The following is a 13,744-nucleotide window of genomic DNA, read 5'->3' as shown; positions in this document are numbered from 1 at the left end:
CTCGGATCCGGCGGCTCCCACGGCCTCACCGTCCGCGGATGATCTCCTGGAACCTGTCAGTCAGAGTCTGATCGACTGAGATCGCGTTCCCGTCGAGTTCGCGCAGCGCGACCGCCGTGCGCATCGACGAGACGTACCAAGCCCCATCCGCCGCCTTGACGTCGTCGAGGCTCAGGTCGGCATATTCGGCGCTCAAGCCCAGTTCCTCCGCATGATCGAAGATCAGGCGCTGCGTCGTTCCCGAAAGCAGGCCCGCCTCCGGATTCGGAGTGAGCAGGTGGTCGCCTCGGCGGATGATGAGATTCGCGGTCGGTCCTTCGAGCACGATTCCGTCATGGGAGACGAAAAGCGCCTCATCGGCGTCGTTGGCCGCGGCATAGCGGCCGGCGGCCTGATTGACCGCATAGGACAGAGTCTTCGCGCCGATGAGCAGCCACGGTGCCTTGCTGCCGATATAGGCGTCGAATCCGCGGTCGAGGCTGACGGCGGTGACACCTTGCTCCCGAGCTGTACGGATGTGGTCGTCCACGGGCACGGGAAAGGCCCACCCGCGGCCCCGGAATGCGCCGTTCGCGTCCTGCTCCCCGCGGGAGAGGGCGTAGCGGATCCCGAACTCGACATTCTCGGGATCGGCGGCGGCCACCTCGGCGATGAGGGAATCGATGACCCGATCCCACAGTCCTTGGTCGGGATCGGGCAGATTCAGCGCCGAGGCGGATGCGCGGAACCGGGTGAAGTGCCGTTCCCGTGACACCACGGTGGCACCGTGCGCACCCACGCTCACCAGTACGGTTTCGAAGATCCCGTCCCCGCGATGAGCGGAGAGGTCCGTGACGGGCAGTTGGGCGGAACGCAGGTCGGTGAGTTCGAACGTGCCGGTGGCGGGGTTGACGAGGATGAGCGGATCGGTCATGCGGTACCTCCGAAGAGCAGGCCGAGGGCGTAGGTCACGGCGGCGGCACCGAAGCCGATGCCGAGTTGGCGCAGGGCGCGGGGGCCGGGCGATTTGCCGGAGAGCAGGCCGACGATGCCGCCGGTGAACAGCAGCGCGATGCCGACGAGGCCGGCGGACAGGAACACGGCGGGCAGCCCGGACATGCCGAAGATGTAGGGCAGGATCGGGATGAGCGCGCCGGAGGAGAAGAAGCAGAAGCTCGACAGGGCGGCGCCGAGGCCGGTGCCCAGTTCGTCACGGTCGACGTCGGCGTCGAGGTTCGGCAGCCTCGGCGCCTGTTTGTTCTTCGCGGCCGCGATCGTGCGGTTGGCGCGGGCCTCGGCTTCGAGGGCTTCCATTCCGCGGGCGCGGAAGACGAGGGCGAGCTCGTTGGCGTCGATGTTGAGATCGGCCAGAGCGTGCCGGGACTCGGGGTCCGGGGTGGAGGCGTCGAGGAGTTCACGCTGGGAGCGCACCGAGATGTATTCGCCGGCCCCCATCGACAGGGCTCCGGCGAGCAGCCCGGAGACGCCGGTGAGCAGGATGACGGTGTTCGAGACTCCTGCCGCGCCGACGCCGAGGACGAGGGCGAGGTTCGAGACCAAGCCGTCGTTGGCGCCGAAGACGGCGGCACGGAAGTTCCCCGACAGGCGGGCGCGGGAACGGGCGGCCAGGGCACGGACCACCTCGGCGTGGATGCGTTCGTCGGCGGCCATCTCCGCCGAGGCGGCTTCTTCCTCGTCATACGGCGAACTCGTCTCGGATTGTTGAGCAAGGGCGAGGACGAACACGGAGCCGAACATGCGACCGAGGAACGCCAGGCAGCGGGTGACGAGATCGGCGGAACGGCGCTTCTGGGCGTGTTCGCCGAGGAGGGAGATCCAATGCTCCTGATGCCGGGATTCCGCTGCGGCGAGGCTGAGCAGGATCTCGCGGTCCTCGCCCTTGCGGCGTTCGGCGAGGTTGCGATACACCCGTTCCTCGAGCCGTTCGTTGGCGAGGTAGCGCTGCCAGCGGCGAATGGTCCGCCGGTCGGGGGAGGCGGGCGGAGTCCCTCCTGCGGAGTCATTGGTCGTCACTGGTCCAAGTCTAGTCGTGCGGTCTGATTCCGGCACGGGCGGCCGTGAGGGGGCTGAGAAGACGGGCCGGGTTGCGCGGTGCGATGCGCGGGCAGGCAGCAGGTGAGGCCGGGGCGTCGCGGGAGTGACCGCTGGTGCGGCCGCAGTCGCCGCAGAGAATCCGCATGTGAACCGCAGACAGTCCGCGTGTGCGAAATCAATCAGTGACCGGTTGTTATCAATTCGTAACATGAAAGCCCGCTGGGGTGCGTTAGATTAATGACCAATGTGAGTTGTGTCACCGTTTCGTTATAGAAGCATTTGATTCGTTACCAACGACGAATCATGGCGAAGCGTCAGAATCGAGCTTCCCCGCAAGTGCAGCCGTAGATGGGCCGGCACCGGTATGGCCGAGGAGTCATGCCGCGCCGGTCGCTTCCGGTGCGCCGTCATGTGCGATTCCTCTGGACACAGACAAAGGAGCGAAAGGAACTCCATGAAGTTGCGCACGAAGAGCTGGCTGGCGGTCACCGCCACGGCCGGACTGGTCCTCGGCGGGGTGAGCCCGGCACTGGCGGCGGGCACCGCGGGGCCGACTGAACACACCGATATGGGCGTCAACGGCGACGCCGTGATGGAGCATCTGCAGAAGATCTCCGACATCTCCACCTCGCATGCGGATGAAGGATTCCGCGCGCTGGGCACGCCCGGCTACGAAGAAGCCGTGGAATACGTTGAATCCACCCTCGAGGCGACCGGTGCCTTCGATGTGAAGCGTCAGGCCTTCGAGCACGAACAGCAGAAGGACGGCACGGTCGAGGTTGTCGTCGACGGCGAGAAGGTCGATGTCAACACCGCAAGCTACACCGAGGCGACCGAAGAACCGCTGACTGGCATACCCGTGGTCCTGCCGGTCGATGATGACAACAGCGACCTTGCGGGCGGGCAGCTCGGCTGCTCTGCCGATGATTACGATGAGTCTGCTGAAGGCGCGCTCGTCCTCGCCTCCCGCGGAGAGTGCTCATTCGGCGAGAAGGCGCAGGCCGCCACCGATGCCGGTGCCGCCGCGCTCATCATCTACAACAATGACGCCGACAATCCCGACGAGGAGCTCAACGCCACCCTCGGCGAGCGGATTGAGAACGGCACCCCGACCGTGACGGTGACCTACAAGGTCGGCCAGGATCTCCTTTCCAAGGTCGAGGACGCAGCGGAGGCCGAGGGTGCGACTGAGAACGCCGGCACCGAGGCCGGCAACGGCCTCGCCGGTGGAGGCGAGGCGAGTGAAGCCGACGACGCAGACGAAACGACGGGCGACGAAGCTGAGGCCGGCAACGATGCCGCAGCGGCCGCCGTGCTCACGGCCGACTTCACGCTCGAGACCGAGTATGTGACCTCGACGACATGGAACGTCATCGCCGAGACCAAGGCGGGCGACCACGACAACGTCCAGATGTTCGGCGCCCACCTCGACGGTGTCGCAGAAGGCCCCGGCGTCAACGACAACGGTTCGGGATCTGCGGCGCTGCTCGCTTCCGCCGAGGCGCTCGCGAAACAGCCGACCGATGTCGACAACGCCATCCGATTCGGTTGGTGGGGAGCCGAGGAAGAGGGACTCGTCGGTTCGACACACTACGTGGAGAGCCTCGACGATGCCGAGCTGGGCAAGATCAAGTCGTACATGAACTTCGACATGATCGGGTCCGACAACTACATCGTCGGCACACTCGACTCCGATGGCTCAGATGTGCCGATTCCCGACGGCGTCAACGTCCCCGAAGGCTCGGCCGAACTCGAGAAGGTCTTCACCGACTACTTCGCCGATATCGACCAGCCCAACGTCGGCACCGATTTCTCCGGGCGCTCGGACTATCAGGCGTTTATCGACAACGGCATCCCGGCCAGCGGCCTGTTCTCCGGCGCCGACGGTACGAAGACCGCCGAGGAAGCCGAGATGTTCGGCGGCACCGTCGGTGAGAAGCACGACACGAACTACCACCAGTCCACGGACACGATCGAGAACGTGAGCAAGGAATCCATCGACATCTTCGCTCCCGCCATCGGCTTCGCTGTCCACACGTTGGCCTATGACCTCACCGACGCGCCGACGGATCCTCCCACCGATCCGACGACTCCGCCCACGGATCCCACTGATCCGCCCACGGAGACGCCGACCGAGGCTCCTGATGAGCGGGCTCTGAGCATCGATCCGAAGACGATCGAGGCGCCGGACTTCGTCAGCGAGAAGGGAGTCCAGGTCGCGGTCACCGGCTGCACCGCCGACTCCACCGCGACGATGACGGTGACCCCGAACAACGGGAAGATCGAGACGTTTGAACAGACTGCCGAGGTCGGAGCCGACGGCACCGCTCGATTCGGAGTCCGCGGACTCGATGCGTCGATGGTCGACAGCTACATCGGCACCTACGACGTCACGGTCGACTGTGAAGGCGGGAATCCGCTGACCGGATCCTTCGAGGTCGTCGCCGAGGGTGACGGTCCGGGTGCCGGTGACGGCGGCAACGGTGGCGGCGGAGGAGACCTGCCGCGCACCGGTAACGAAGCCCTGCCGCTGATCCTCTCGGCCGGAGCGCTCATCGTGCTCGGTCTGGCGATGACGCTGGGTTCACGCCGCCGCCGCAGCTGAGCGGCATCCGAGACAACGTGCCCTGAACGGCACGGACGGCCCGACGTGGGCCGGTGACCGGAGACGGTCGCCGGCCCGTATCGGGCCGTTCTCGTCTGCGAAGATGACGATGGCCGCGGTTCGAATCCGGCGCCGATGACGCAGCTGAGTCCGCCCTGAACCAGATCTGAGATCGAGCGACTCACCTGGCGGCGCTCCTCAGGGGGCGTTCACCTTGTCCGGGCACAATGGTCTTCTGTGACTCCCAAACGCTTCTTCACCTTCTTCGCCATCGCCGAGACCGTCACCTGGACTCTGCTGCTGATCGGCATGTTCCTCAAGTACGTCACCCACACCACCGAGGTGGGGGTGCGGATCGGCGGAGGCATCCACGGCTTCATCTTCATCTGCTTCGTCATCGCCGTCATCGGCGTCGGCACCTCGCAGCAGTGGAGCAAGCGACGCATCGCCACCGGCCTCGGGTCAGCGATCATTCCCTACGCCACGATTCCCTTCGAGCGCTCCGTCGAGAAGACCGGATCTCTCGAAGGCGACTGGGGTCTGGGCCGCAACGGCCGCACCCCGCAGACCTGGTTCGAGAAGCTCACCTCGTGGTGCATCCGTTCGCCCTGGCTGGCCATCGGGCTGGGCATCGTCTTCGTCATCCTCGTCTTCTCGGGGCTGCTCCTGGCAGGCCCTCCCGGCGATTGGGGCAAGTGAACCTGATCACTGCCGCGGCGAGGTGAGGGCGGACTTCCACCGCACGGTTGACGGTCGGGAGGGCCGCCTCGGCGAGATTCTGCCCTGTCGCGTGGGGGTTTCTGCCCTGTCGCGTGTCAGAGCGCTCGCATAGGATGGAGGGGATCGGCCGGCGATCGGCCGGTCGGCACACCCCACCGCGATGAAAGGCCCACTGATGGACCTGCTCTTAGGCGCCGGAGGAATCGGCGTCCTCGTCCTCATCATTCTGATCGCCCTGTTCGTGATCCTGCGCTCCTACAAGATCGCTTCACCGTCCGAGGCGCTCATCATCACCGGCCGGAACGCCTCGGGCGCGTCGGGAACCGGGCGCATCGTCATCGGGGGCCGCTCGGTCGTCTACCCGATCGTGCAGAAGGCGTTCATCCTTTCGCTGTCCTCGCGGCAGATCTCCGTCGAGATCGACGGCATCTCCATCAACGGCATCGCCCTGCGTCTGCGCGGTGTCGCCCAGGTCAAGGTCGGCGGCACCGAAGACGATGTGCGCAAGGCCGCACAGCGTTTCCTCGATCAGCAGGACCAGATCGACCACTACTCGAAGGAGATCCTCTCCGGCACCCTGCGCGCAGTGGTCGGCACGCTCACCGTCGAGCAGATCATCCAGGACCGCGCTTCCTTCGCCGCGCAGGTGCAGGAAGAGTCCGCGCACTCGATGAACAATCAGGGCCTCATCATCGACACCTTCCAGATCTCTGCCGTCGAAGACGAAGGCAGCTATCTGCGCGACTGGGGTCGTCCGCAGGCCGCCGAAGTGGCGAAGAACGCAGCCATCGCCGAGGCGAACGCCGGCCGTGCTTCGGCCGTCGAACAGGCGCAGCAGAACGAGGAGACCCAGAAGCAGCAGGCGCTCACCGATCAGGCGATCGCCGAACAGCAGCAGCAGCTGGCGCTGCGCCGGGCCGCGCTGAAGGAAGAGGCCGATCAGCGACAGGCCACGGCCGACAACGCCGGCCCGTTGGCCGCGGCGGCCGAGAAGCAGAAGCTGCTCGAAAAGGATCGGATCGTGGCGAAGGAAGCCGCGGAGCTGCGTGCCGAACAGCTCGACGCCGAAGTGCGCCGCCCGGCCGACGCCGAACGCTACCGGCAGCAGGCCGCGGCCGATGCCCGTGCCTATGAGATCGAGGCGCAGGGCCGGGCCGAGGCCGCCGCCGAGCTCCACCGTCGGTCGAAGGACGCCGAGGCCATCCGCCTCGAAGGTGAAGCCGAGGCCGATGCGATTCGTGCCCGCGGTGAAGCCGAAGCCGAGGCGCTGCGTGCACAGGCCGAGGCCTACAAGCAGTTCAACGACGCGGCCGTGCTGTCGAAGGTGCTCGAGGTGCTGCCCTCGGTCGCCGGGGAGCTGGTGGCGCCGTATGCGAATATCAAGGACCTCTCGATCGTGTCGACCGATGGCGAGTCGAAGCTTGCGAATTCCGTGTCGAACAACCTCTCGCAGGTCCTCGAGGTCGTGCGCGGAACGACCGGTGTCGACCTCACCGACCTCGTGGCCAAGGCGAAGGGCTCCGGCGGAGCCGGTTCGAGTGGTGATGGTTCGGGCGAGCCCGGTGGAAACGGCGGGGCCGGTGGTTCTGGCGGGACTGCTCCCGATGGTTCATCTGGGGCGGACCGCGCCTCGGACGAGATCGTCGACGGGGTCGTCGCAGACGACGCGGCTGCCGGTCCGCGATCGACAGGCACGGGATTCGACCCGAAGGCTTTCCTCGATGACAGCGGCGTCGACCTCGACCGGATCGGCGACGAGGTGAAGAAAGCCACCGGCTTCGATGTGCAGGCCTATATCGACGAGGCGAAGCGTCGCCTCGACGAGAGCGGTTCAGGCGCGTCCGGGTCCGGCTCGGAGGCGGGTCCGGGCTCGGCTTCGAACTCGGGCGACGGCAGCGCCTCGCCCGACGGCGATGAGCCGGGCGACGGTCAGGACGACGGCAAGGGCTCCCAGGGCTGACCGCCGCCCTAGGTGAGGGGCGCCCGGCTCACGCAGGAATCGGCCGTCGAGGACATCCTCGGCGGCCGCTTCTTTCGTCGATTACGCCGAGGTGCCGACCGACCTGGCGGTGAAGTGACCTGCGGGTGGATCCACCTCGATTTCCCGAACGATTTCGAGGTGGATCCACCTGCGGGAGACGCCGCCGGGGTCTGGTGCGCTCCGACTCTTCGTCGAGGTCGATTGGATGCATAAACAAATGTGCATATGTTAATGTGTTGAGTCGAGGAGGTATCAATGGCTCACGATCATGCGCATGGTTCAGGTTCGCGGCGGCAGCTGCGGATCGTCTTCGGCATCGTCGCGACGATCTTCGTGTTTCAGCTCATCGGCTCGGTGGTTACGGGCAGTCTTGCGCTGCTCATCGACACTGGCCACAACGCCGTCGATCTCATCGGCATCGGCATCGCGCTCTTCGCGGCGAGCTTGATCAGCAAACCGACGGGTGGACAGAAGACCTGGGGGTTCCGCCGGGCGGAAGTACTCGCGGCCGGCGCCCAGGCGACTCTGCTGCTGGGGCTCGGCGTCTACAGCCTCATCGAAGGCATCCGGAGGTTCTTTGTCCCGCCGGAAGTGCCCGGCCCGGGCCTGCTGCTCTTCGGTGCCATCGGCCTCGTCGGCAACCTCGTCTCCATTGTCATCCTCAGCTCATCGAAGGAAGACTCCCTCAATCTCAAGGCAGCGTTCCTCGAGGTCATCGCCGATGCGCTCGGCTCGGTGGCCGTGATCTTCGCAGCCCTGGCGATCTGGCTCTTCGGCTGGGACCGGGCCGACGCCGTGGCTGCTCTGGTCATCGCGGCGCTCATCGTCCCCAGAGCGTTCGCCATCCTGCGCGAGACCGGATCGATCCTGCTCGAAGAGGCGCCGAAGGAGCTCGACCTCGACAAGGTCCGCGAGCATCTCGAGTCAGTCGAACACGTGCAGGAAGTCCACGACCTCCACATCACGCGCATCGACTCGAACCTGCCGGTGCTCACCGCTCATGTCGTTCTCGCCGATGAATGCTTCTATGACGGGCATGCTCCGCGCATCCTCAAGGCTCTGCAGGAATGCCTGACGGAGCACCACAAGATCGCGATCGAACACTCGACGTTCCAGTTCGATCGGGCGAAGGACGCCGCCGAGGAGACTCACACCCACGACTGAGGCGGCCCTCCCTGTGTGGGTCGGTGACCGGTGAAGGGAGGGCCGCCTCGGTGGGATTCGGGTCTCTGCCGGGCGCTGCTCAGACGGCTGCGAGATCCTCGGCGTGGATGGCTTCGAGCTGAGCGACGATCGCCTCGGTCATCTCGACGGTATTCGACTCGCCGCCCAAGTCTCGTGGCAGGATCCCGGCTCCGGTGGCATTCTCGATGGCCCGGCGGACGCGGTCGGCCTCTGCTGTCAGTCCGAACTGGTCGAGCATGAGTGCGGCCGACGAGATCGCTCCGATCGGGTTCGAGATCCCCTGCCCGGCGATGTCCGGAGCGGAGCCGTGCACAGGTTCGAACATCGAGGGGAAGCGTCGCTCGGGGTTGAGGTTCGCGCTCGCTGCGAGGCCTAGGCTGCCGGCCAACGCCGAACCGAGATCCGAGAGGATGTCGGCGTGCAGATTGGATGCGACGACAACGGACAGCTGCTCCGGGTGCAGGACGAATTTCGCGCTCATCGCGTCGACGAGGACGCTCTCGGTCTCGACATCGGGGTATTCCTGGGCGACACGGACGAACACTTCGTCCCACAGCACCATTCCGTACTGCTGAGCGTTCGACTTCGTCACGCTGGACACCTTCTTCACGTCCCGAGTGCGCGCAATATCGAAAGCGAAGCGGATGATCCGTTCGCATCCCTTCTCCGTGTGCAGGCTGGTCTGCAGCGCCACCTCGTTGCCGGGGCCGCGTCCGCTGAGGTTGCGGCCGCCCATCCCTGCGTACTCACCTTCGCTGTTCTCCCTGACGACGATCCAGTCGAGCTCGGTATCGTCGGCCTTCCGCAGCGGGGACTCGACGCCGGGCAGGAAAGTGACGGGGCGGATGTTCGCCCACTGGTCGAAGGGCTGTGTGATCGCCAGACGCAGCCCCCACAGGCTGGTGTGGTCAGGGACGTCGGCCGAACCGACCGCACCGAAGTAGATGGCGTCGTGCTTCTCGAGTTCCTCGAGTCCGCCTTCGGGAATGTACCGGCCGTTCTTCAGGTAGTACTCCGAGCTCCAGGGATACTCGGTGACCTCGAACTCGACTGTCCCTTCGGACTGTTTGGCGATGGTGTCGAGCACGCGCAGTCCGGCGGCGACGACCTCGCCGCCGATGCCGTCACCGGGGATGGAGGCGATCGAGAAGGTCTGTGATTCCGTCATGATTCTTTCGTCCTTGGTCGAAGGGAGTGGAGAGCTCGTGGCGCCTGCGGCGCCCGGGCGTATCGCTCTGACTCCATTGAGCACTCGATCCGTTGATAAGTCCAAGATCGGATTGTGATGATTCAGATAGGTGGTGCCTATAGCTGAAGATCGATCGCCAGCTGCAGCAGTCGAGCTGCCGCGGGCGTCAGACCTTCTTGACGTGCGATGGCCGAGACGTGCAGAGACGGTGCGCCGGAGATCGGGGCCAGGCGCACCTGGCCTTCGGCGGCAAAGCTCTGCCAAGAGGCGGGCAGCACCGCTTGGCCGATGCCGGCCCTGACGAGGGGGAGGATCGAATTGCGGTGAGTCACCTCGGCGACGATGTCGATATCGATGCCGCGCCCGATGAGCTCGTCGACGTATGCGCGCATGAGCGAGCCCCTGTGGGAGACGATGAGTCGTGTGCCGGCGAGGGATTCCGGGGTGAACGCCTCGGCATCGAATGAAGCGGACATGGACGGGCCGGTGGCGAGCATGAGGGGCTGGTCCGCCAACGGGACGACCTGAAGGTCGCTGACCAGCAGAGGGCCGCGTCCGCCGAGGAATCCGATCTCGGCGCGACCGTAGCGGACGGCTTCAACCGTCTCGTCGACGGTGAACGTGCCGTTGAGATCGAACGAGACCTGTGGGTGTTCACGCGTGAAAGTCGACAGCAGAGAGGTCAGCGGCTCGATGCTCGGGGTGGGCATCGCCGCGATCTGGATTCGACCCGACCGCAGTCCGCGCAGGCCTCGCACGTGCGCTTCCGCCGTCTCGAGGTCGCGGATGACGAGCCTGGCCGGTCCCTCGAGTTCCCTGCCCGCTTCGCTGAGCGTGATGCGACGTCCGACCCGGTGGAAGAGTGTCACGCCGAGCTCCCTCTCGAGCCCTTTGATCGTCTGCGACAGAGAGGGCTGGGCGACGAGGAGTGACTCCGCAGCTTTCGTGAAGCTGCCGGTGTCGACGACGGCGAGGAAATGGCGGATCTGACGAATATCCATAGGTCAAGACTATCGATTGCATCGAAAAATAGCCTTGGACTATTCGAGCCCGGTCCGTCAGGCTGAAACGACGGCGATGAAAGGACCAATGACGGTGAGTACTTCGCAGAAATACGGCAGCAACGGTTCGTCAGGGCTGATGACCGATGTGCGTGAGGCCCTGCTGGGCGGCAAGACATTTCGAAGTCTGAGCGAGCAGAAGCTCTCTCCGCGGGAGGAGAAGTTCGAACGGGCTCGGATGACTTCGGGTTTCATCCTTGCTCCGCTTGTGACGATCGTCTTCGCACTCATCCCGATGGGGCTGAGCTATCAGCAGCACATGCTGGCGGCGATCCTCCTCGGCGTCATCGTCCTCTGGATCACCGAACCGGTGCCGATCCCCATCGGCGGTCTCATCGGTGTCGGCGCAGTCGTCGTCCTCGGGATCGTGCCGGCCGCAGATGCGGTCGGGCCCTTCGGCTCTTCGACGATCTTCACCTTCATCGGTGCGTTCATCCTCGCCCAAGCGATGCTCCACCACGGAATCGCCCAAAGGCTGGCATTGACCGTTCTCGCACTGCCTGGTGTCGGGAAGTCGGTCTACCGCGTGATCCTCGCCTTCGGCCTCATCACCTGTGTGCTCTCCGCCTTCGTGTCGAACACGGCGACTGTGGCGATGCTCATGCCCACGGCGTTGGGCATCCTCGCCGTGATCGCCGAGCTCATGCAGGAGCGCGGCATCGTGAAGAAGGACTTCGACCCGCTGCGGCTCCGGGTCGGTGCGGCACTGCTGCTCATGCTGGCCTACGGTGCGAGCGTCGGCGGGCTGCTCACTCCCGTCGGTTCGCCTCCGAACCTCATCGGACGCGGACTCATCGAGGAGGCGACGGGGACGAAGATCTCCTTCGGCCAGTGGATGGCTGTGGCCCTGCCGATCTGCGTGGCGATGTTCATCATCCTCGCCGTCGTGCTGTTCCTGCTCAACAAGCCGGAGATCCGGAAGATCGAAGGAGTCGAAGAGTATGTGAAGAAGGAGCTCGCCGACCTCGGTCCCGTGTCCCGTGCGGAGAAGAACACCCTCTTCGCTTTCGGAGTCACCGTGGTGCTGTGGCTGCTGCCGGCATTCGCGGCCCTGTTCACAGGCACCGATTCGGCGATCTACGAGTTCCTCGACTCCCGCCTCGACGAAGGGATCGTCGCCGTCATCGGCGCCTCGCTGCTCTTCATCCTCCCCGTCGACTGGAAGCGTCGCGAGCCCACGCTGACCTGGACCCAGGCGGCGAAGATCGACTGGGGCACGATCATCCTCTTCGGCTGCGGCATCATCTTCGGAGCCCTGCTGGCCGACACCGGTCTGGCCGAGACGATCGGCACCGGATTCGCCGACGGTCTGGGCGTGACGAGTCTGCTCGCCATCACCGCAGTGTCCGTTGTGCTGGCGATCCTCATCTCGGAGACGACGTCGAACACCGCAGCGGCGGCCGTGATCGTGCCGATCGTCATCCCGCTGTGCCAGGCGGCGGGCATCGATCCGTTCGTGCCGGCGATGGCCGCGACCTTCGCAGCGTCGTTCGGTTTCATGCTCCCGGTCTCGACGCCGCAGAACGCGATCGTCTACGGCACCGGAGCCGTGCCGATCACGAAGATGATCCGTACCGGATTCTCCTTCGACATCGCCGGAGCCATCCTCATCGTGGCACTGGTACCGGTGATGATCGGGGTCGTCGGCCTCGGTCAGTGAGGTCGCGCCGGCGGGATCCTGCAGTGAAGGCGGCCCAACCTGCCGGTCGGTGACCGGTGAGGGGAGGGCCGCCTCGGCGGATCTTGTCCTACTAGGCGGGCAGGATCTCCACGGATTCGGTGCGGAAGCGTTCGAGCTTGGCCGGGTCGATGGAGACGCCGAAGCCGATGCCGGTGGGCACATCGACCTTGCCGTCGTACATGACGATCTCCTCGGTGATGTCCTCGTGGAAGAACCGATTCGAGCCGGAGATGTCGCCGGGCAGGGTGAAGCCCGGCAGTGATGCCAGCGCCGCATTCGCCGCCCGCCCCAGACCGGTCTCGACCATTCCGCCGTGCCAGACGGCGACGCCGTGGGCGGCGGCGAGATCATGGATCTTCTTCGCCTCGACGAACCCGCCGACCCGTCCTGGCTTGATGTTGATCACCGAGGTGGCGCCGAGCATGATCGCGTCCGCGGCAGCCTCGGCGGAGACGATCGACTCGTCGAGGCACATCGGAGTGTCCATGAGCTTGGCGAGCTCGGCGTGCTGGCGGATGTCGGCTTCGCCGAGGGGCTGTTCGATGAGCAGGAGACCGTAGTCGTCGAGGCGACGCAGGTGTGCGGCATCGACGAGGGTGTAGGCGGCGTTCGCGTCGACCTGGAAGCCGAAATCGTCGCCGAAGGCCTTGCGCACGGCGGCCACCGGGGCGATGTCCTTGCCGGGTTTGATCTTCAGCTTGATCCGGGCGTAGCCCTCTTCGAGGTAGCCGCCGATGACCTTGACGGTCTCCTCGACGGAATCCTGAATGCCCACCGAAACTCCTGAAGGCACGGAGTTGACCACTCCGCCGAGGTAGTCCTTGAACGACTGGTTGTTGAGCTTGAGCTGGGCCTCGATGACGGCCATCTCCAGAGCCGACTTCGCCATCGGGTGGCCGATGACATGACGCAGGTGCCAGCCGACGGTCTCCGCAGTGAGGTTGTCGACGTCGAAGAGCAGCGGTGCCAGCCAGCGGCGAGTGACATCGATGCCGGCGGCCACATATTCGGAGGAGTAGAGCGGAGAGATCATCGCCACGGACTCTCCCCACCCGGTGATCTCACCTTGCGGGGTGTCGAAGACAGCCTCGACGAGGTAGCAGTCCTTCTCCGTCTCCCGCATGAACGAGGTCTCGAACGGGGTGACGAGAGGAATCGAGACTTGGTGGAGGGTGACTGACTTGAGCTTCATATGCCGGGCTCCTGCTTTGCAACGGGGCGGATGGGTCTTCGCTTCCACCTTATGCCAGCGGTCCGCGAAGAGGCGGCGAGTATCGCGAATCAGGTC

General features: G+C 65.4%; 10 protein-coding genes. 5 read left to right on the top strand and 5 right to left on the bottom strand.

The window, feature by feature from the left end:
* Positions 1–25: 25 nt before the first annotated feature.
* Both KTJ89_RS15830 and KTJ89_RS15825 read right to left on the bottom strand, forming a co-directional pair.
* Positions 26–913 (bottom strand): aminotransferase class IV, encoded by an 888-nt coding sequence (locus KTJ89_RS15830; protein ID WP_139469000.1) that lies wholly within the window; start codon positions 911–913, stop codon positions 26–28.
* Positions 910–2,013 (bottom strand): VIT1/CCC1 transporter family protein, encoded by a 1,104-nt coding sequence (locus KTJ89_RS15825; protein WP_259358424.1) that lies wholly within the window; start codon positions 2,011–2,013, stop codon positions 910–912. Before KTJ89_RS15825 ends, KTJ89_RS15830 begins: the two co-directional genes overlap by 4 nt.
* A 475-nt stretch (positions 2,014–2,488) precedes the next feature.
* Here KTJ89_RS15825 and KTJ89_RS15820 point away from each other — a divergent pair, with 475 nt between their 5' ends.
* The 4 genes from KTJ89_RS15820 to KTJ89_RS15805 all read left to right on the top strand — a co-directional run bounded on the left by KTJ89_RS15820 (position 2,489) and on the right by KTJ89_RS15805 (position 8,504).
* Positions 2,489–4,639 (top strand): M28 family peptidase, encoded by a 2,151-nt coding sequence (locus KTJ89_RS15820; RefSeq protein WP_259358423.1) that lies wholly within the window; start codon positions 2,489–2,491, stop codon positions 4,637–4,639.
* A 237-nt stretch (positions 4,640–4,876) separates the two neighbouring features.
* Entirely contained in the window at positions 4,877–5,338 is a 462-nt protein-coding gene (locus KTJ89_RS15815; protein ID WP_139909311.1) for a DUF3817 domain-containing protein, read from the top strand.
* 196 nt (positions 5,339–5,534) lie between these two features.
* Positions 5,535–7,319: a flotillin family protein gene (locus KTJ89_RS15810; protein ID WP_310650304.1), complete on the top strand. Its 1,785-nt coding sequence runs from the start codon at positions 5,535–5,537 to the stop codon at positions 7,317–7,319.
* Positions 7,320–7,595: 276 nt separating this feature from the next.
* Positions 7,596–8,504, top strand: a complete 909-nt coding sequence (locus tag KTJ89_RS15805) for a cation diffusion facilitator family transporter (protein ID WP_139469005.1) — start codon at positions 7,596–7,598, stop codon at positions 8,502–8,504.
* A 79-nt stretch (positions 8,505–8,583) separates the two neighbouring features.
* Here KTJ89_RS15805 and KTJ89_RS15800 read toward each other — a convergent pair whose 3' ends face one another.
* Together KTJ89_RS15800 and KTJ89_RS15795 are read right to left on the bottom strand one after the other, a co-directional pair.
* Positions 8,584–9,693, bottom strand: coding sequence for a tartrate dehydrogenase (locus KTJ89_RS15800; RefSeq protein WP_259358422.1), 1,110 nt, complete (start codon positions 9,691–9,693; stop codon positions 8,584–8,586).
* Positions 9,694–9,830: 137 nt separating this feature from the next.
* Complete coding sequence (locus KTJ89_RS15795; protein WP_172172002.1) at positions 9,831–10,715, bottom strand: LysR family transcriptional regulator; 885 nt, start codon at positions 10,713–10,715, stop codon at positions 9,831–9,833.
* 88 nt (positions 10,716–10,803) lie between these two features.
* Between KTJ89_RS15795 and KTJ89_RS15790 the strand changes: the two genes are divergently transcribed.
* Positions 10,804–12,435 (top strand): SLC13 family permease, encoded by a 1,632-nt coding sequence (locus KTJ89_RS15790; RefSeq protein WP_374990290.1) that lies wholly within the window; start codon positions 10,804–10,806, stop codon positions 12,433–12,435.
* Positions 12,436–12,526: 91 nt separating this feature from the next.
* Here the strand turns inward: KTJ89_RS15790 and menC are convergent, their stop codons facing one another.
* Positions 12,527–13,648 (bottom strand): o-succinylbenzoate synthase, encoded by a 1,122-nt coding sequence (menC, locus tag KTJ89_RS15785; protein ID WP_259358420.1) that lies wholly within the window; start codon positions 13,646–13,648, stop codon positions 12,527–12,529.
* Positions 13,649–13,744: the final 96 nt, after the last annotated feature.

This window comes from Brevibacterium sediminis, from assembly GCF_024895295.1.
Lineage (GTDB): Bacteria > Actinomycetota > Actinomycetes > Actinomycetales > Brevibacteriaceae > Brevibacterium > Brevibacterium sediminis.
This window is presented reverse-complemented; position numbering and strand designations above follow the sequence as displayed.